The sequence below is a fragment of the Gordonia sp. LMA484 genome (assembly GCF_058129505.1).
The window spans coordinates 3049237-3067470 of record NZ_CM176700.1; the positions used below are offsets into that span (position 1 = coordinate 3049237).

At 65.3% G+C, this 18234-nt stretch carries 16 protein-coding genes; 4 read left to right on the forward strand and 12 right to left on the reverse strand.

Going from position 1 to position 18234, the window contains the following annotated elements:
• Window positions 1-37: 37 nt before the first annotated feature.
• Complete coding sequence (locus tag AC4AMJ_RS13445) at window positions 38-673, reverse strand: mycothiol-dependent nitroreductase Rv2466c family protein (protein WP_489894228.1); 636 nt, start codon at window positions 671-673, stop codon at window positions 38-40.
• A gap of 133 nt (window positions 674-806) precedes the next feature.
• On the opposite strand from AC4AMJ_RS13445, the gene pepN reads away from it, so the two are divergent.
• On the forward strand, window positions 807-3392 hold the full coding sequence (pepN, locus tag AC4AMJ_RS13450) for an aminopeptidase N (protein ID WP_489918268.1): 2586 nt from the start codon (window positions 807-809) through the stop codon (window positions 3390-3392).
• Between the two features lie 16 nt (window positions 3393-3408).
• Here the strand turns inward: pepN and AC4AMJ_RS13455 are convergent, their stop codons facing one another.
• Both AC4AMJ_RS13455 and AC4AMJ_RS13460 read right to left on the reverse strand, forming a co-directional pair.
• Window positions 3409-4104 (reverse strand): response regulator, encoded by a 696-nt coding sequence (locus AC4AMJ_RS13455; RefSeq protein WP_489918269.1) that lies wholly within the window; start codon window positions 4102-4104, stop codon window positions 3409-3411.
• Window positions 4101-5741: a sensor histidine kinase gene (locus AC4AMJ_RS13460; RefSeq protein ID WP_489894225.1), complete on the reverse strand. Its 1641-nt coding sequence runs from the start codon at window positions 5739-5741 to the stop codon at window positions 4101-4103. Before AC4AMJ_RS13460 ends, AC4AMJ_RS13455 begins: the two co-directional genes overlap by 4 nt.
• A gap of 131 nt (window positions 5742-5872) precedes the next feature.
• On the opposite strand from AC4AMJ_RS13460, the gene AC4AMJ_RS13465 reads away from it, so the two are divergent.
• A complete protein-coding gene (locus AC4AMJ_RS13465) occupies window positions 5873-7288 on the forward strand; it encodes a cation:dicarboxylate symporter family transporter (protein WP_489918270.1) in 1416 nt (471 codons plus the stop codon).
• Window positions 7289-7360: 72 nt separating this feature from the next.
• Here the strand turns inward: AC4AMJ_RS13465 and AC4AMJ_RS13470 are convergent, their stop codons facing one another.
• From AC4AMJ_RS13470 to AC4AMJ_RS13480, 3 genes are all read right to left on the reverse strand, one after another.
• Window positions 7361-7858 carry a DUF5130 family protein gene (locus AC4AMJ_RS13470; RefSeq protein WP_489894223.1) on the reverse strand — a complete coding sequence of 166 codons (498 nt, stop codon included), beginning with the start codon at window positions 7856-7858 and terminating at the stop codon, window positions 7361-7363.
• Entirely contained in the window at window positions 7845-8093 is a 249-nt protein-coding gene (ctaJ, locus tag AC4AMJ_RS13475; RefSeq protein WP_489894222.1) for an aa3-type cytochrome oxidase subunit CtaJ, read from the reverse strand. Before ctaJ ends, AC4AMJ_RS13470 begins: the two co-directional genes overlap by 14 nt.
• A 136-nt stretch (window positions 8094-8229) precedes the next feature.
• Window positions 8230-8889, reverse strand: a complete 660-nt coding sequence (locus tag AC4AMJ_RS13480; RefSeq protein ID WP_489894221.1) for an HNH endonuclease — start codon at window positions 8887-8889, stop codon at window positions 8230-8232.
• A 167-nt stretch (window positions 8890-9056) separates the two neighbouring features.
• Here AC4AMJ_RS13480 and AC4AMJ_RS13485 point away from each other — a divergent pair, with 167 nt between their 5' ends.
• Window positions 9057-9488, forward strand: coding sequence for a globin (locus tag AC4AMJ_RS13485; RefSeq protein WP_489894220.1), 432 nt, complete (start codon window positions 9057-9059; stop codon window positions 9486-9488).
• 853 nt (window positions 9489-10341) lie between these two features.
• A complete protein-coding gene (locus AC4AMJ_RS13490) occupies window positions 10342-11961 on the forward strand; it encodes a glycoside hydrolase family 13 protein (protein ID WP_489918426.1) in 1620 nt (539 codons plus the stop codon).
• A 207-nt stretch (window positions 11962-12168) separates the two neighbouring features.
• Here AC4AMJ_RS13490 and AC4AMJ_RS13495 read toward each other — a convergent pair whose 3' ends face one another.
• The 6 genes from AC4AMJ_RS13495 to AC4AMJ_RS13520 form a co-directional block, all read right to left on the reverse strand.
• Window positions 12169-12816 carry a SipW-dependent-type signal peptide-containing protein gene (locus AC4AMJ_RS13495; RefSeq protein WP_489894219.1) on the reverse strand — a complete coding sequence of 216 codons (648 nt, stop codon included), beginning with the start codon at window positions 12814-12816 and terminating at the stop codon, window positions 12169-12171.
• 283 nt (window positions 12817-13099) lie between these two features.
• Window positions 13100-14689, reverse strand: a complete 1590-nt coding sequence (locus AC4AMJ_RS13500; RefSeq protein ID WP_489918271.1) for a hypothetical protein — start codon at window positions 14687-14689, stop codon at window positions 13100-13102.
• Between the two features lie 87 nt (window positions 14690-14776).
• Window positions 14777-15334 (reverse strand): signal peptidase I, encoded by a 558-nt coding sequence (locus AC4AMJ_RS13505; RefSeq protein WP_489918272.1) that lies wholly within the window; start codon window positions 15332-15334, stop codon window positions 14777-14779.
• A 215-nt stretch (window positions 15335-15549) separates the two neighbouring features.
• Window positions 15550-16425, reverse strand: coding sequence for a hypothetical protein (locus AC4AMJ_RS13510; RefSeq protein WP_489918273.1), 876 nt, complete (start codon window positions 16423-16425; stop codon window positions 15550-15552).
• The gene (locus AC4AMJ_RS13515; protein ID WP_489918274.1) at window positions 16407-17291 is read right to left on the reverse strand and encodes a cutinase family protein; all 885 of its coding nucleotides are present in this window, start codon (window positions 17289-17291) and stop codon (window positions 16407-16409) included. Before AC4AMJ_RS13515 ends, AC4AMJ_RS13510 begins: the two co-directional genes overlap by 19 nt.
• A 160-nt stretch (window positions 17292-17451) precedes the next feature.
• Window positions 17452-18087, reverse strand: a complete 636-nt coding sequence (locus AC4AMJ_RS13520; protein WP_489918275.1) for a SipW-dependent-type signal peptide-containing protein — start codon at window positions 18085-18087, stop codon at window positions 17452-17454.
• Between the last annotated feature and the right edge of the window lie 147 nt (window positions 18088-18234).

An 18234-nucleotide genomic window follows, 5' to 3' on the forward strand; every position in this document is an offset into this window, starting at 1 on the left:
CGCGCCACTGCGACGCGGCCTGGACGCACGTGTCCGCTCAGTCGAACTCCGGCGCCTCATCGCGCGTGCGCTTGAGCTCGAAGAAGTGCGGGTAGGACGCGAGCGCAACCGCTCCGTCCCACACCGTGCCCGCCGTCTCACCGCGCGGAATGCGCGAGAGCACCGGCCCGAAGAAGGCGACGCCGTTGACGTGGATGGTCGGCGTGCCGACGTCGTCGCCGACCTTGTCCATGCCCTCGTGATGGCTGGCACGGATCCAGTCGTCGCGCTCCTCGGAGTTGGCGGCGTCTGCCAGCGTCGCGTCGAGTCCGAGCTCGGCCAGTGACTCGGTGATGACCTGTCCCAGGTCCGTGATGCCCTTGTTGTGAATGCGGGTCCCCATCGCGGTGTAGATGGGCGCGAGGATCTCGTCACCGTGCTCGGCGACCGCGGCCGCGATCACTCGGACCGGCCCCCATGCGTCCTTGAGCTTCTCCCGGTAGGCGTCCGGAATGTCCTTGCCCTCGTTGAGCACGGCAAGGCTCATCAGGTGGAAGTTCACGTCGATCTGACGAACCTGCTCGGCCTCGAGGATCCATCGGGAGGTGATCCAGCACCAAGGGCACAACGGGTCGTACCAGAAATCGACCCGATCCCGTTGCTGCTGATCGCCTGCCTGCGCTTCTGCTGCCATCGACCTGACCTTTCGGCTGATTGTCACGCGTTCGTTCTTCAACTACAACGAGATTCCCGCGCCGTCATTCCCGTTAAGCTGGCGAGGACGTGTCCTCAGTGACCCACGATTCGAAAGGCGGACTGAACCGACCGTGACTGCTCCCAATCTGACCCGCGACCAAGCCAAGGAACGCGCAGCAACCGTCGACGTCGGCAATTACGCGATCGAACTCGACCTCACCGACGGCCACGGGGCACCGGGCGCCGGCACGTTCCGTTCGGTGACGACGGTGAGGTTCACCGCCACTGCCGGCGCTGACACGTTCATCGATCTGGTCGCACCGACGCTGATCTCGGCGACCCTGAACGGCACCGACCTCGACGTGTCCGGTTTCGACGAATCCGTGGGTCTCCCCCTCACCGGATTGGCGGCGGAGAACACGTTGACCGTGGTCGCCGACTGCGCGTACTCGAACACCGGCGAGGGCCTGCACCGCTTCGTGGACCCCACCGACGATTCCGTCTACCTGTACTCACAGTTCGAGACCGCCGACGCCAAACGCATGTTCGCATGCTTCGACCAGCCCGATCTGAAGGCCACCTACACGCTGACCGTGACGGCGCCCGAGGATTGGAAGGTGATCTCCAATGCCGCGGTGGTGAACACGGTCGCGGCCGAGCCGGGAGTTCACCGATTCCGTGAGACGCCATTGATGAGCACCTACCTCGTGGCACTCATCGCCGGCCCGTACGCCGAGTGGACCGACCTCTACACCGACGATCACGGGAACATCCCGCTGGGCATCTACTGCCGCGCATCTCTGGCCGAGCACATGGACGCCGAGCGGTTGTTCACCGAGACCAAACAGGGATTCGAGTTCTATCACAAGAACTTCGGGGTCCCCTACGCCTTCGGGAAGTATGACCAGCTCTTCGTACCGGAGTTCAACGCGGGCGCGATGGAGAACGCCGGCGCCGTCACGTTCCTCGAGGACTACGTGTTCCGCTCCCGAGTCACCAAGGCGCTCTACGAGCGTCGCGCCGAGACCGTACTGCACGAGATGGCACACATGTGGTTCGGCGACCTGGTCACCATGCAGTGGTGGGATGACCTGTGGCTCAACGAGTCCTTCGCCACCTTCGCCTCCGTGCTGTGCCAGTCCGAGGCCACCGAGTACACCAGTGCGTGGACCACCTTCGCCAACGTCGAGAAGTCGTGGGCATACCGGCAGGACCAGCTGCCCTCGACCCACCCCGTGGCGGCCGACATCCCCGACATCGCCGCGGTCGAGGTCAACTTCGACGGCATCACCTACGCGAAGGGCGCCTCGGTACTCAAGCAACTGGTCGCCTACGTCGGCCTCGAAGACTTCCTGGCGGGCCTGCGCGACTACTTCGAAGCCCATAAGTTCGGTAACGCGTCCTTCTCCGACCTTCTCGCGGCGCTGGAGAAGTCATCGGGACGGGACCTGTCGGACTGGGGTAGCCAGTGGCTGAAGACCACCGGCATCAACGTGATGCGACCCGACTTCGAGCTCGATGCCGACGGCAAGTTCACCCGCTTCACCGTCGTCCAGGACGGCGCCGCCCCCGGCGCCGGTGAGACGCGCGTGCATCGCCTCCGCGTCGGCATCTATGACGACGACGGATCGGGAGCGTTGCAGCGCACGCACAGCGCCGAACTCGATGTCGAAGGTGAGCGGACCGAGGTTGCCGAACTGGTCGGTGTCGGGCGCGGTGCGCTGATCCTGCTCAACGACGACGATCTCACGTACGCGTCCGTGCGCCTCGATCCGGAGTCCTTGTCCACCGCCACTTCTCGAGTCGGCGACATCACCGACTCCATGCCGCGCACACTGGTGTGGTCGGCGGCGTGGGAGATGACCCGACAGGCCGAGATGGCGGCCCGCGACTTCGCCGAGCTCGTGCAGCGAGGGATCGCGAGCGAGACCGAGATCGGTGTGGTGCAGCGTGTCCTGATGCAGGCGGCGAGCGCCATCGAGGCCTATGCCGACCCGGACTGGGTGAGCTCGACAGGCCGGTCGGCCTTCAGCGCCCGACTTCTCGAGTTGGCCCGGGCATCCGAGCCCGGCTCGGATCACCAGCTCGCATTCGTGAACACCCTGCTCGCCGGCAAGCTCAACGACGACCAGGTGTCGGTGGTCCAAGGATTGCTCGACGAGGACGATCCCGCCACCCATGGACTCGCCGGTCTCGTCGTGGACACCGACATGCGCTGGAAGCTGGTGCGGGCGTTGGCATCTGCGGGAGCGATCGACACCGATCCGGCGAGCACCCCGGTGATCGACGCCGAGGCAGCCCGTGACAACACCGCGGCCGGCGCTCGTCAGGCAGCCGCCGCCAGGTCGTCGCGACCACTTCCCGAGGCGAAGGCCGAGGCGTGGCGGCAGGCCACCGAGGACGACTCGCTCTCGAACATCTACACCCGCACGATGATCGAGGGATTCTCCCGACCGGGCCAGTCGGATCTGCTGGGCGAGTATGTGGCGAAGTACTTCGCGGCAGTGCCCGACATCTGGGCTCGCCGCTCGAGCGAGGTTGCGCAAACCGTGGTCGTGGGCCTGTACCCGCATTGGGCGATCAACGACGAGGGGCTCGCGGCCGCAGACGAATTCCTCGCCGGTGATCATCCACCGGCGCTGAAGCGACTGATCTCGGAGGGCCGCGACACCGTGGCGCGGTCGTTGCGGGCACGGGAGTTCGACGCCCAGCAGTGATCGGCTCGGCCCCAGGTCAGTGGTCTCGCCAGCGATACCGGACCTGGGGCCGACCCGCCTTCCCGTATTCGGTGATCCGATCAACCGCGCCGTCATCGGCAAGTCGCTCCAGATATCGCCATGCCGTCACCCGGGAGCTGCCGATGGCGCCGGCGACCTGCGATGCCGTCAGCCCGCCGGCACTGTCGCGCACGGCGCGACCAACGGCGTCCTCGGTCTCGGGGGCAGCACCCTTCTTGGCGGTCCGTCGCGAATCTGCAGTGCGGAGCTCGGCGAGTGCGTGATCCACCTCGCGCTGGCTCACGGCATCCTCGCCGGCCGTCAACGCGTCCCGATAGCTGACGTACTGGCGGATCTTCTCGGCGAAGGCGGCAAAGGTGAAGGGCTTCAACAGGTACAGCAGAACCCCGTGTGACATGGCATTACGCACCGTTCCCAGGTCGCGGCGTGCGGTGATCGCGATGATGTCGGGGATCGGCCGCAATCCACCGAGTGCCGACGCGAGGTCGACACCGTCGGCGTCGGGGAGCCCGAGGTCGAGCAGGACCAGATCGACCGGCGTTCCCGACCCGGCGGCGGTCCTGGCGCTGCGAAGCGCTTCCTGCGCCGTCGACACTGCCGCGATGATGTCGAATCCACCTATGCGGTGCAGGAATTCGCGGTGTGCCTCGGTGATCACCGGATCATCTTCGACAATCATCACCCGGATCATCGATCGGTCTCCTTCCCCGGCGCAGCCGTTGGGTCATGGGCCGTGACTTCCGGCCCGACATGCGGCGTGCCATCTTCGGCGATGTCTGGTTCCCCGATCGCCGCGGTCACGACCGATCCGTAGGTGTTCTCCGCTGTGAATGTGCCGTCGTGCTTGGCCATCACCTGCGCGACCAGCGCGAGACCGAGCCCCCGCCCGGCGGCGTCGCCACCGGATTTCGTGGTGTAACCACGTTCTCTCGCCCGGCGGAACTCCTCCGGATCCATGCCGGGTCCGCTGTCCGCGACGACGATCCGGACCGCGGTCGCCGAGCCCGCAACAGTCACCTCGACCCACGGGTCCTCCGGATCGCAGGCGTCGAGTGCGTTGTCGATCAAATTGCCCGCCACCGTGAGCAATTCACCCACCGGCAGTAGCCGGGTGACCTCGTCCTCGGCCAGATGCGAGTCCTCGGTGAGGGTGAAGGAGATCCCGCGCTCCGACGCCTGAGCCGACTTTCCGAGCAGCAGGGCGGACAGCGCCGGTTCGTGCACGGACTCGGTCATCTGGTCGATGAGCTGTTGGGACAGTTGAAGTTCGGTCGTCGCCAGCCGCGCCGCCTCGTCGCTGCGGCCCATCTCGATCATCGACACGATGGTGTGCAGACGGTTCGCCGACTCGTGGGCCTGTGAGCGCAACGCCTCGGCGAACCGTCTGGTCGAATCCAACTCACCGACGGCCTCCGACAACTCGGTCCGGTCACGAATCGTCACCACCGCGGAGGACCGATCCCCCTCGACCGGCGATCGACTCACCATCAGGATGCGACCACCTTGGGCGTAGGCCACGTCGACCAATGGTTCCTCACCCGAGGTGAGGAACGCCGGCAGGTCGACGGTATCCACGGCGTCGGCCGCATCGACGAGCAGGCGCCGCGCCTCGTCGTTGACCAGCACCGCCTGGCCCTTCTCGGTGACGACCAGACCCTCGCGGACTGCGTGCAGCACCGCGTCGTGGTGTTCGTACATCAGTCGGAGATCCTCGGGTGCCAGGCCTCCGGTCTGCCGCAGCAGACGGCGTCTGATGAACCACAAGCCCACCCCCGCGGTGATCAGCGCGGCGAGTGCGATCCCGATGATCAGCGGGAGCTGTTCCACCCAACTCTGGGTCAGTGTGTCAAGGGTGATGCCTGCCGCGACGAGTCCGACGATCCGTCCGTCGGGTGCACGTACCGGTGCGATGGTGCGGATGGAGGGACCGAGCGTGCCGGTGTAGGTCTCCGTGTACACCGAGCCGCTGCGGGCCTGTCGGACTGATCCGATGTAGTCCCTGCCGATGAGCGCCGGATTTGTGTGGGTGTAACGGGTGCGGTCGGGAGCCATGATCGTGATGAACGCGACTCCCGCGGCCCGACGCACCTGTTCGGTCATCGGCTGCAGCACCGATGTCGGGTTGTCGGACATCAACGCCGCCGCTGTCGAGGGCGCATCGGCCACAGTCACCGCGACCGCCGTGACCTGCCGTCGAGCGGTGCGCTCGGCGTCCAGCCGTGCGTCCACCACGGCGAGCACGCTTCCAGACATGACGATCACCACGACCAGGACCAGCAGCCACGCGACAGCCTCGCCGGCCAGGGTTCGAGGCCTCACGCTGGGCATCTGACCCTCACTTCTCGACTAGTGGTGAACGAAACGAACTCAAACGTGATCCGCATCACCGGTTCGTCCCACAATCCTTACACCGACCGGTGTCCACTGGTCCAAGCGACTCGATGAGGAGAGGGCTTTTCATGAACATGAGACCACGCAGGGCACAGCCTGCCGACCCGGCGGTGCCCACCGGCGACGTTGCGGCCACCCCGAAGAAGCGCGACCGCACCCATTGGCTCTACATCGCCGTCATCGTCGCCGTCGTCGCCGGAGTCGTGGTCGGCCTGGTCGCACCCGGGATCGGCAAGGACCTGGGCGTGCTCGGCACCATGTTCGTCAGCTTGATCAAGATGATGATCGCGCCGGTCATCTTCTGCACGATCGTGCTGGGCATCGGATCCGTTCGCAAAGCGGCCACGGTCGGCAAGGTCGGCGGGCTCGCCTTCGTGTACTTCCTCGCGATGTCGACCATCGCTCTCGCGATCGGCCTCGTGGTCGGCAACGTGATCAAGCCCGGCGAAGGCCTGAACATCGATGCGACGCTCGGCAAGGGTGCGGAACTCGCCGAGAAGGCCCATGAATCCGGTGGAACGATGGCATTCGTCGAGGGCATCATCCCGACCTCGATGTTGTCGGCGCTCACCGAGGGCAACGTCCTGCAGGCCCTGTTCGTGGCGCTCCTGGTGGGCTTCGCCATCCAGGCCATGGGCCGCACCGGAGAGCCGGTCCTCACAGCGGTCTCGTATTTCCAGAAACTCGTCTTCAAGGTGCTGTCGATGATCCTGTGGGTGGCACCCATCGGCGCATTCGGCGCGATCGCGAACGTCGTCGGCCAAACCGGATGGGCCGCCGTCCAGCAGCTCCTGATCCTGATGCTGGCGTTCTATCTGACCTGCGTGGTGTTCGTGTTCGGGGTGCTGGGCACACTGCTGCGCGCGGTGGCCGGGGTGTCGATCTTCCGTCTCGTCCGCTACCTCGCTCGCGAGTACCTGCTGATCTTCGCGACATCGTCGTCGGAGTCGGCGCTGCCACGACTGATCGCGAAGATGGAGCATCTCGGCGTCGAGAAGACGACCGTCGGCGTGGTCGTCCCGACCGGATACTCCTTCAACCTCGACGGCACCGCTATCTACCTGACGATGGCGTCGATCTTCATCGCCGACGCGATGGGTGACCCGCTGTCGATCGGTGAGCAGATCGGCCTGCTCGCATTCATGATCATCGCGTCCAAGGGAGCTGCCGGTGTCAGCGGTGCAGGTCTGGCCACGCTGGCCGGTGGTTTGCAGGCTCACCGCCCGGAGATGCTCGACGGCGTCGGTCTGATCGTCGGGATCGACAGGTTCATGTCCGAGGCCCGCGCGGTCACCAACTTCTCCGGAAACGCGGTGGCCACCCTGCTCGTCGGCTCGTGGACCGGCACCGTGGACCGCGACCGCGTCGACAACGTACTCGCCGGCCGGGCCCCGTTCAACGAATCGGACATGGTGGACGACGATCCTGTCGGTCGTCTGCCCGGCGAGACCCGCCGAGAGGAACCGGTGCTCGCCGCACAATGAGTCGGCCATCGAAAAGACGACGCCGGCTGCTACCCACGGGTAGCAGCCGGCGTCGGACGTATGACTGGTCGGTCAGGAAGCAGCGGCCGCAGTCGACATGACCCGCAGCGCGGCGATGAGACCATCGATGAGATCGCCCTGACGGAAGCTGGTCACCGCGGCCGTCACACCGAGTTGTGCCACCCGGTCGTTCACCCGGTCGGCGACCTTGACGCCCGACACCACGACAACGTCGTGTGTGTTCGGGGACACCGCGATCAGAGCGCCGTGAGCCGGCTCCGGTGCGCGCAACAGGATCGCGCGGGCGTCGGCCATCGCGTCCGACCCGAGTTCGCCGATGTACACCGAGAAGCGCACATACGCTTTCTCGCTCGCGTCCTTCAGTGCGTTGTCGAGGCCGATGAGTTCCTCGCGAGTGAAGGGCGGGGTCGTCGGCGCCTGCCCCGGGAACCGGGTCGCCGAGACTCGTCCGCTGTTGGTGACAACCGTCCCGACCGGGAGCGCACTCGATGCCGCCGACGTGACGGCGACGTCGCCGTGCTGCCCTGGAACCACCTCACCACTTGCCACTTGCCGAGCCTCCATCCACGTCGGTCGCTTCCGCATGATGCGCCAACGCCATCGGTTCGATGTCGGTGGCACTGAACAGCAGCGGCTTGTGCTCCCACTGCTGATCGAGGGTGTAGTTCTGCACCTTCGGATACTTGAGTCCGAACGAGAACGCCATTGCGACGACGCATGCCACGACGGCGATGATGCAGATGATCGTGACAGGCACTCCGATGGGGACGATCAGGTCTTCCATGTCACCCTTTCGATCGGTCGGTGCTGGGCCCGCCCGCGGTCGCGGTGCAGGTCGTGTGATCAATCTAGCCCACGATTGCGGACCGGGAGCAGCGACCCCTACGGTGCGTCGTAGACCGGTCGGGCAACCGAATTCCTCAGGCCGCACCCTCGCCGATGTACTGCGACCACACCGGATCGATCTCCTTGACGGTGGCCAGTAGTCGCCAGTGGCGCCCCTTCGGCGGCGTCGGGTTGATGCGCAGGGTCCAGCCCAATTCGCTGAGCAGATGGTCGGCCTTGCGGTGGTTGCAGCTCGCACAGCATGCGACGCAGTTCTCCCATGTGTGCGACCCTCCGCGGCTCCGTGGCACCACATGGTCGATCGTCGTCGCCTTGCCCGCGCAATACCCGCAGCGGAAACGGTCCCGGTGCATCAGGGCGGCGCGCGTCATCGGGATCACGGCGCGGTAGGGAACCTTCACGAAGTTTCGCAACCGGATCACCGACGGAATCGGCACGGAGAGGTCGGCGGAATGAACGGCCAGGCCGGTGTCGTCGGCATGGACCACATCGGCCCGCTCGCGCAGCACGAGCACGATCGCACGCCGCAACGAGACCGCGGTCAGTGGTTCGTATGTGGCGTTGAGCAGGAGCACCCGTCTGCGTCCCCAGAGCGATCCCGAGTGGGCCGGACCCAGCGTGCTCACGGTGTCCGAGTGGGGGCCCGCGCGGCCCCCAGGAACGGTGGTCAGCGCGTGGACACGCTGACGGGCACCGTCGGCCGATGCCGCCTTCCCTGCGCCCCTACTCGTCATACGCGTCTCCCGCCTGCAACCGACGAGGTCAAGTTGACCATGGAACACCAACGATTGCACGACAATTCTGCGTGTCAACGCAGGTCGGCAACGTGAACACCCGATGACGGTCGTGTCACCGGCGCCACGGTGTTGAGGACCACCGCGCTCGTCAGGACAATGGGGGCGTGAGCACAGACATCCCCGGCGGCATCTCATCAAGCGTTCCCGCGACGCAGCGCACCTTCTACGACGAGGTCGGCGGGGCGGATACGTTTCACAAGCTCACCGCCCGGTTCTACGAAGAGGTCGCCGCCGACGAGGTCCTCCGCCCCCTCTACCCGGAGGAAGATCTCGGCCCGGCCGAGCGACGACTCCGGATGTTCCTCGAACAGTATTGGGGCGGCCCCCGCACCTATTCGGACGAGCGAGGTCATCCGCGGCTCCGCATGCGGCACCACCCGTTCCGCATCGGCCCCATCGAGCGCGATGCCTGGCTGCGGTGTATGCACACCGCGATCGCGTCGATCGACGCGCAGACCCTCGACGACCCACACCGTCGGGCACTTGTCGACTACATGGAGATGGCCGCGAACTCGATGATGAACTCGCCCATCTGACACGCCACCCGCGTCGCCGCGACGCGCCGACCCGACCTGTAGTTCTCACCGAAAACACAGGTAAGGCACAATGACGACGGTGAGCGACGAGACATCGAACGTTGTCCCCGCCGAGCCGGATCCCGACGGCGCCCACGAGGCATCGGCCGCCGATGCCGGCGACAACGAGAGCATTCCGTCGTCCGAGGGCGAGACCACGGACAACGGTGCGAGCGAGGCCGGTGAGACCTCTGAGGTGTCAGGCGCTGCTGAGACGACCGATTCTGCTGAGACGACTGATTCTGCTGATACTCCTGACACAGACGAGGCGCCGGCCGATGAGATCGGCGACGAAGAAGTCGGGGACGAAGAAGTCGGGGACGAAGAAGTCGGGGCAGATGACCGCGCTTCGGGTACGGACGGCGATGTCGAGGATGTCGACAGTTCTGACGATCTCGATGACGGCGACACCGTGGATGTCAGCGACTCCGCCGCCGAAGAACATGACACCGCTGACGACGATGCAGCAGGTTCGCCGACCGGTACCGAGGGCGATGGCGACAGCGCGCTCGCGGCGACCGACGAGTCGGCAGACGGTGGCGACGAGGACGGCGACCGCGATGAAGCCCCAGTCGAGGAAGCCCCGGCCGACGAAGCCCCAGTCGACGAAGCAGTAGCCGACGAAGCAGTCGAAGAGGCAACAGACGAAGAGGCAACAGACGAGCAGGCAGGCGAGGCAGACGAGTCATCGGCCGACGAGGTTGTAGCCGACGAGCATGTAGCCGACGGGGCCGAGTCTGACGAGGAGGCCGAGTCCGACCAGGCCGAGTCCGACGGGGCCGAGGAGACTGCCGACAATTCCGTCGGAGCGCCTGTGCCTGCATCCACGGCCACCCAGCTCGATCCCAACGACACCAGTTGGTGGAAATCGGCGATCTTCTATCAGATCTACCCGCGATCGTTCTCCGACCTGAACGGCGACGGCATCGGCGACCTCGCCGGGGTCATCGACAAGCTCGGGTATCTCGAACTCCTCGGTGTGGATGCCATCTGGTTGAGCCCGATCATGCGCTCCCCCATGGCCGATCACGGCTACGACGTCTCTGATCCACGGGACATCGATCCGATCTTCGGCGACATCGAACTGTTCGACCAACTGATCGCCGACGCGCACGACCGCGACATCCGGGTCACGATGGACCTGGTCCCCAACCACACCAGCGACCAGCACGCCTGGTTCGTCGAGGCACTGGCCGCCGAGCCCGGCAGCCCGGAGCGTGCCCGCTACATCTTCCGCGACGGCCTCGGGGAGAACGGCGACGCGCCGCCCAACAATTGGCAGAGCGTGTTCGGCGGGCCCGCGTGGACGCGGGTCCCGACCGCGGACGGGACTCCGGGCCAGTGGTACCTGCACATCTTCGCTGCCGAGCAGCCCGATCTGAACTGGGAGAACCCCGAGGTCTTCGAAGATCTCGAGAAGACTCTCCGATTCTGGCTCGACCGCGGCGTGGACGGGTTCCGGATCGACGTCGCCCACGGGATGGCCAAGCCCACGGATCTGCCCGACATGGACCTCGAGACGGTCGGCCTGCTGGAGAACAAGGACGATGACCCGCGGTTCAACAACTACGCGGTGCACGACATCCATCGCAAGATCCGCAAGGTCCTCGACGAATATCCCGGCGCCGCGAACGTCGGCGAGATCTGGGTCGACGACAACGAGCGATTCGCCGAGTACCTGCGGCCCGACGAGTTGCACCTCGGCTTCAACTTCCGGTTGGCGAAGGCGTCGTTCGACCCTGAGTCGATCCGCGGCGCCATCGAGAACTCACTGGAAGCCGTCCTGTCTGTGAACGGCACACCCACATGGACATTGTCGAACCATGATGTCGACCGCGAGGTCACCCGATACGGGCAATTGTCCGAAGACGTTGTCGACGTCGATCTGGGGATCTTGCGGGCGCGGGCAATGCTCCTCGTCGAACTTGCGCTGCCGGGCACGGTCTTCATCTACAACGGCGCGGAATTGGGGTTGCCGAACGCCGACCTGCCCGACGAGGCGCTGCAGGACCCGGTCTGGGAGCGGTCCGGCCACGCCGAGCGCGGACGCGACGCATGCCGGGTTCCCTTGCCGTGGGAGGGATTCGAGCCGCCATTCGGGTTCAGCACCGCCCCGGACACCTGGCTGCCGATTCCCGATTCCTGGACGCGGTTCACCGTGGAGGCACAGCTCGAGGACGTCGGTTCGACCTTGTCGCTGTACCGTCAGGCGCTCGAGATGCGATACGAGCGTGAAGAATTCGCGGGCGACACGGTCGAATGGTATGGCGCTCCGGAGGGCTGCCTGGCGTTTCGGCGGTCCGAGGGACACCTCACCTGCGCCCTGAACACCAGTGATGTGCCGGTCCCGCTGCCGCCCGGCGAGGTCCTGCTGAGCAGCTATCCGCTCATCGACGGGCAGCTGGCGCCGAATTCGGCCGCCTGGCTGGTCTGACCCGCTTTTCGGCAGGAGCCATCGCGCCCGCCGGCTTTCCTCCGTCGGTTCCCTATTCGTTCGCGCGCTATTTCGCACGGACGAACACGAAACCGACGGAAGAATACCGGCGCCGATCTTCTCAGTGCTTCCAGGGTCAGGTGTGCAGTCGGGGCGCGCACCGTCTTCGCGGTGCGCGCCCCGAGTGATGTCGCGGTCCAGAGCCGATTACGGAGTCTGGTTGTCGACGCTGAGGGCATCGATCTCCCAGGATGCGTTGACCTCCTTGGCCAGCTTCGAGGGCTGAGTGCCGTCGGGCAACTCCACGGTGAACTTCAAGTACTTCGTGGTGCCCGCGGGAAGCGTGACGGTATTGGAATGATTGCCGGATGACAACGCGGAGTCGAGCAGGATGATGGTTCCGGCGCCACCCTTCTGGCTGCCCAGATCCTCGATCTCGACAAACAGGTTGTCGGCCAGAGTGTTCGGCAGCGGGCTGACCACGGGAGCCTTCACGGTGATCTCGGAATCCATGTTGCCATCGGTCTCCTTCAGACCGACCACAGCGGACACCTTGTCACCGGGCATCAGGTTTCCGGGATCGACCTGATCGAGATTGAACTGCATGGAGCCGGCGTCGCCCTGCTCGACGAAGTCGTCCCAGGTGGTGCCCCCGTCGAACGAGGCCTCCACGTTCCACGAGTTGTCGCCGGTGCCGAACATCGAATTGCCCCACACCGAGTCGTTCCACGCCGCCAGAGTGATCACGGCACCGACACCGAGCACCGCGCCCGACGCGAGGAGTGCCTTGCGCCGGCGCCGCTTGGTGGCGCGCTGGGCCGCGGCAGTGGTGGTCGGATCGTTGTTCGTGCTCATTTCAACTTTCTCTTTCTCGTGGATTGGTCAGTATTTCATCTTCTTACTCATTAATCGTGCATCTCCCCGCAGAGAATAGTTAGGGACCAAAGACCCAACTACGATTTACGTTCATTGTGTTCAGAGCAGGATTCCTTCTCGCGCGATTTCAGGGAAAAATCCCGGCGATTTCGGACTGCAGAAATGAACCCGAATGAATGAATCAAAACGGAGTCGTTTTCGGAGTTGAACAAGAGGGCGGCGAGCAGGTGTGCTCGCCGCCCCTCCGGTTGTGATCGGGCTGCTATGACGTCGACGGTTTCGTATCGGTCTCCGTTTCGGTTTCTGTGTCCGCCTCCGGCTCCTCGACGTCCGGCTCGTCGGGTTCCGGGTCGGGAGTGCCGGGGTCCGGGCCGTCCGGGTCGCCCGGCTGATCGGGCACCTGTGGCGTCTCCGGGTTGGTCACCGGCGGCGGATTGGGTGTTGTCGGGGCGGGCAGCGCGAAGGTGAACCCCGAGGTGCCCGCGGGCTGCCAAGCGGCAGAGCCCGTATCGGGCTGGGTGGTGAACGTGACCCAGCCGGTACTCGAGGTCCCGGGTTGCACGCTGGCCGGCAGGACAGGCCCGCGGGTGGTCGCCACCGTTTGGACCGGACTCGGAGTCCCGCCGACGAGTTGACGGAAGCTGTCGGCGGCCAGAGTCGACAACCGGCTCTCGCCATCATGGTCGGTGGTGTCCACCGTCATCCGCACAGCCACGGTAACCGGATCACCCGGTGCCGGCGTGCTCGCATCGACCTCGTGAATGGTCGCTCTGCCGAGTTTGGTTCCGTCGGTGGCGATCACGTCGAACGGCACGTTCAGTGCGACGTCGACAGGCGCCTGCGGACCCGGCGCCTTCGCTTCCGCTTCGGCTGCCTGAGCGTCTGAGAGTTTCTCATCCGCGATGTCGGGTTCGACGACGGCTCCCTCGGAGTCAGCTGCTTCGGGATCGGTTTCCCGGGTATCGGCCTCCTCGACGTCACCTTCCGAAGAGTCCTCGTCATCGAGTGCCTCGATCGTGAACTCGTCGGGCTCCTCGGCGTCCGGCTCGTCACTCAGACTCGACGGAGCGGAGGTGACCGCGGAGCCGAAGGCGGGCATGGGCACGTCGATACCGCATTCGGCGCGGACGAGTTCGATGTCCATCGTCCACTTCTCGAAACCGAGAATGTCTGTTTCGGTGGCGACCAGGCGTAGTGCGGAGCCGGCCGATTGCGATGTGGTGGTCACCGTGGTGATCAGTTCGCCGCGCACGCGGCGCTGCCCGAGCATCGGGTCGAGGAAGTTCAGGTCGATCGGCGTCGACGAGTTCGCGGACGGGATCGCGATGGTGTGGTCCGCGACCTCCACGGTGCCACCGCGAGCCGCGATGGCCAACGGACGGCTCCCGTCGAGCGGGCACCATGCACTTGTCATCAGCGTACCGGTGGTTTTCACCCGTGGACCCAACGACAGGTTGGTCAGTTTCAGAGCAAGATCTTTGATCTCCGCCTTGGCGATCGTGTTATCCGCAGATCCTGTCGGGTCGTGACTGGCGGTCACGTTGCCGGATACCTTCAGGCTGTTGATGCCGATGACCGCGGTTGTCGAGTCGTCTTGCCAGCCGGTGATGGTGCTGCCCGGGTTCTCGTGGGTGTGCTCGGCGTAAGCCGCAGAGACGGCACGGCCGTTGATGGATCCGTGCGCGGCGACCGCTCGGGTGTAGCCCTCGGTGTACTCGCCGCGTCCGAATTGTGTACCGCCCCAGACTGCTGATTGCCATGCGGCGAGCACGCCACCGGCCTGGGAGGCGAACAGCGCGGCAGCGAGCGCGGCCAGCGCACCGATGAGAACGGTCAACTTACGGTGGGTCATGACGGGCCTCCCGGCAGGGAGTATCTCGATTCGTTTGAGAAGGAACAGGATTGGAACAGCAGTAGAAATACGGGTCGAACGCGATGCTCAGTTGAGTCGTCGTGGCCAGAATGACCACAGCACCAACAGTGCTGCTGCCAGGGTGATCCCGCCGAGCACAAACGGATTCGACAACCACACGATCTGGCGCGCCAGCCCCGGCACACTCCAGATCACCTTGCGCACACTGGTCACGCGATACATGCCGGGATCGGGAATCGGGTTGTCATCACCCTTCATCGCGATCAACACTTCCTGACCGGTCTGCGGATGTACCTCGATCACGCGGTGGGTCACCGGCTTCTCACCCGGCCGATCGACCGTGACCACATCGCCCACCTTGATGTCGGGGGCAGCGATCTCGTGCACTATCGCGATAGATCCCTGCGGAATCGTGGGCGACATCGACCCCGTCTTGAACATGATGATCGAATAACTCCCGACGAACGCCATGATCGTCAAACCGATGCACAGCACACCGAACACCGCCAGCACGTTCAACACCACGCTCTCGATCACCGACCCCACCGTGCGCCGCGGCCGCGCCGGCACCGCATCGTCGGGTCGGGTATTCGTGTTCGGGAGAAGGGGTTCGGTGGTGGTCATTTCCTTGGCTTTTCTCTGAGTATTCGAATCATTATCGTCGTGAACCAAAAAGCGTTCTTACCAGCTAGTAAGTTACTCTCCATGAACGGCGAACTGAAGGCATTTCGCAGCCAAACACGGTTTCGTTCATAATGTTCACCGGATCATCTGAATTGCATCTCGTAGGGCATTCGAAAACATCGCTCACCCCTTCTCGCCGGCCCCCGAGAAGAGAGCTACCGGCGCGCCGAGAGGGGCGAGCTCGCGGAATCACGGAGGTCCTGCGTCGGCCTCGTCGATGCTGCTGGACAGCCACGCTCCCAGCCAGTCACGGCGTCGTGCCCCTGGTCGTCGACGACGAGTGAGTCATAGCTCGCGTGGCTCTGGTCGGTGTAGAAGGTTGCGGCGCTGATGGCATCTCGGATCAGGGTGGCCGGATCGGAGATTGCGCAGTCCGTGACAATACGGGTCAATTCCGCCGCCATACCGGCGAGGTCGCTACCGATGCTCGTCACTGCGCCATCGGGTACATGGGTACCGCTCACGAATTCGGAGGCCAGGATGGCCGCTTCGCTGCCGATCTCGGCAAGGCGGGCCAACAGGTCCGCATGTGCCGCCGGACCGACGGCGGCCGGAGGGCTTGCTGGTGGCGGAACAGCAGGTGTTGGTCGGGGCTCAGAATCGGAGGAATCCGATCTCCTGGCCTGACGAGCCGTCTGTGCATTCTGGGTCGCCGCGGCCGTTGCCCCTGGGCTCTGCGCCGGCTCGCCGGGTGCCGATGGCGACGGGTCGCCGGGTGCGCCATCGGCGGGTATCGAGTCGGTGGACGTGGCGGTCTGCGAAGTCGCTGCCGGGTCCGCGGGGTTGATCAGTGTCCAGGCCAGCTCCTGGACGTCACCGGCGAGGGTCGCGGCCCGGACGATGTCGAGGCGGGCCAGCATGGCGGTGAGCAGTGAGGCGACCTTGGTGAAGCCTGTCTCGTCCGGGATCAGAGCCAGCACCTTGGAGACCGTCGCGTAGTCGACGCGCGCGGCGAGCTCGACCAAGGGATGCAGCCGATTGTTGAGGTCGCCGGCGATGACGTGTGCCGCGGTCAGATCGCCGACGGCCACCGTCTCCGTGGTAGGCGGTTGAGCGCATCGATGATCGCGGGGAGGTCGACCGGCGTCAGCACACTCACGGCGTCCTCCGCTTCGGCCACAGCCACCGCCGCCTCCTCATCGGACGAACCCAACAGCGTGCCGATCTTGCCGATGAGAGGGTTGCGGGCCTTGTCGACCGAGCAATACAGGTCCTCGGGGTCGCAGATCGTGTCGACGCGGCCGGACAGCGCGCCCATGCCCTCGGGACGGGGATCTGCGATACCGGTGCCCGCACGGCGCGGCCCCACGACCGTTTCACCAGCAGTGCCGGCCCGCGGGTCGGCGAGCAACCCGACCGCGAGGACCTTGTCGGCCGGGATCGGGCCCTCCCCGTTGCCGATGGCCGAGGCCAGATCGCCTGCGGCATCCGCACCCTGGCTGTAGCCGCTGATGGTGAAGTCGGCGTCGGGATGGGCAGCGGCGTAGTCACGCAACACCGCCGACGCACTGGCAACGGCGGACGCCTTGCTCGCGGCATAGCTCTGCCCGTTGTAGAAGGCGCGTGCCACGTACGGCAGGAACTCGATCACAGCGGAATCGCCGTGGTCACGCTTGATGCGTTGTGCGACCGGCGCCAGCATCCCGGTGGCCATGTGCGGATCAGCCGACTGATCGGTCTCCCACGTACCAGGGATGAACAGGTTGAACGTTGTTGCCGGCGCAGGGGCAACCGGTTGCGCGCCGGCCTTGCCGGGCACCTGCAGGGCCACGAGTGTGGCGCTCAGTGATGCGGCGAGGATCGCGGCTGCCGCGGCGCGCCGACGGCGGCTGCGCCGGGTGGCTCGGTTGGCGGTGGTGGACGGTGTGATGTCAGGTGGTGGATAGATGCATGTCATCGGGAACTGCCCGGTCAGAGGTGGGTGGGTACGGGTGGGCTCGGGGTTGAGATACCCGGTCGTCGAAGCCGTTTGTGCACGGCGCGTCATGGCCGTGGGCACGGACCGGGCCGCGCATCCCCCGCGATGCGCGGCCCGGTCCGTCCGCCATGGAAATCGACTACTTGTCCAGGCTCTCGGCCGTGATCTGCCATGCTGCGTCGACGGTCTTGGCCAACTTCGACGGCTGCGTCCCGTTCGGCAGCGTCACGGTGAACCTCAGGAACGTCTCGCCCCCCTTGGGCAGGGTGATCTCGGCGGAATCCTGACCGCCCGCGAGTGAGGTCTCGGCGAGTATGGGTCTCCCGTTACCGCTCTGCAGCACGCCCAGATCCTCGATCTTGACCGTCAATGCCTGGGCGAGCGTGTTGGCATTGACCTTCGGGGCCCTGACGATGATCTTGGAGTCCATGTTGCGCTCGGTCTCTCGCAGACCCACGATCTCGGTGACCGAGTCGCCAGGCATCAACGCAGCCGGGTCAGCCTGCGAATCCAGGTTGAACTGCATGGTGCCGGAATCGTCTTCTGTGACGAACTCGGCCCAGGTACCGCCGCGGTCGAAGGAGGCCTCGACGTTCCACGAGTTCTCGCCGGTGCCGAACATCGCGTTGCCCCACACCGAGTCGTTCCACGCCGCCAGAGTGATCACGGCACCGACGCCGAGCACCGCCCCTGACGCAAGTAACGCCTTGCGGCGACGCCGCTTGGTGGCGCGCTCGGCCGCAGCAGTGGTGGTCGGATCGTCGTTCGTGGTCATTTCTTCTTTCCGCTTCGTTGAGGAATTGATGAGTTGTTCTTTCTTGCTCACTCATCGTGCATCGCTCAGCGCAGAATGATTAGGGACCAAAGACCTATTTTACGAATTACGTTCATTGTGTTCAGAAATACGTGGGAATGCTGAACA

Coding starts and splice junctions, on each gene's coding strand:
- ctaJ (WP_489894222.1), bottom strand. CDS start 8,093: ATGGAAGACCTGATCGTCCCCATCGGAGTGCCTGTCACGATCATCTGC.
- AC4AMJ_RS13505 (WP_489918272.1), bottom strand. CDS start 15,334: ATGACCACCACCGAACCCCTTCTCCCGAACACGAATACCCGACCCGAC.
- AC4AMJ_RS13465 (WP_489918270.1), top strand. CDS start 5,873: ATGAACATGAGACCACGCAGGGCACAGCCTGCCGACCCGGCGGTGCCC.
- AC4AMJ_RS13520 (WP_489918275.1), bottom strand. CDS start 18,087: ATGACCACGAACGACGATCCGACCACCACTGCTGCGGCCGAGCGCGCC.
- AC4AMJ_RS13445 (WP_489894228.1), bottom strand. CDS start 673: ATGGCAGCAGAAGCGCAGGCAGGCGATCAGCAGCAACGGGATCGGGTC.
- AC4AMJ_RS13515 (WP_489918274.1), bottom strand. CDS start 17,291: ATGACATGCATCTATCCACCACCTGACATCACACCGTCCACCACCGCC.
- AC4AMJ_RS13455 (WP_489918269.1), bottom strand. CDS start 4,104: ATGATCCGGGTGATGATTGTCGAAGATGATCCGGTGATCACCGAGGCA.
- AC4AMJ_RS13495 (WP_489894219.1), bottom strand. CDS start 12,816: ATGAGCACGAACAACGATCCGACCACCACTGCCGCGGCCCAGCGCGCC.
- AC4AMJ_RS13460 (WP_489894225.1), bottom strand. CDS start 5,741: ATGCCCAGCGTGAGGCCTCGAACCCTGGCCGGCGAGGCTGTCGCGTGG.
- AC4AMJ_RS13480 (WP_489894221.1), bottom strand. CDS start 8,889: ATGACGAGTAGGGGCGCAGGGAAGGCGGCATCGGCCGACGGTGCCCGT.
- AC4AMJ_RS13500 (WP_489918271.1), bottom strand. CDS start 14,689: ATGACCCACCGTAAGTTGACCGTTCTCATCGGTGCGCTGGCCGCGCTC.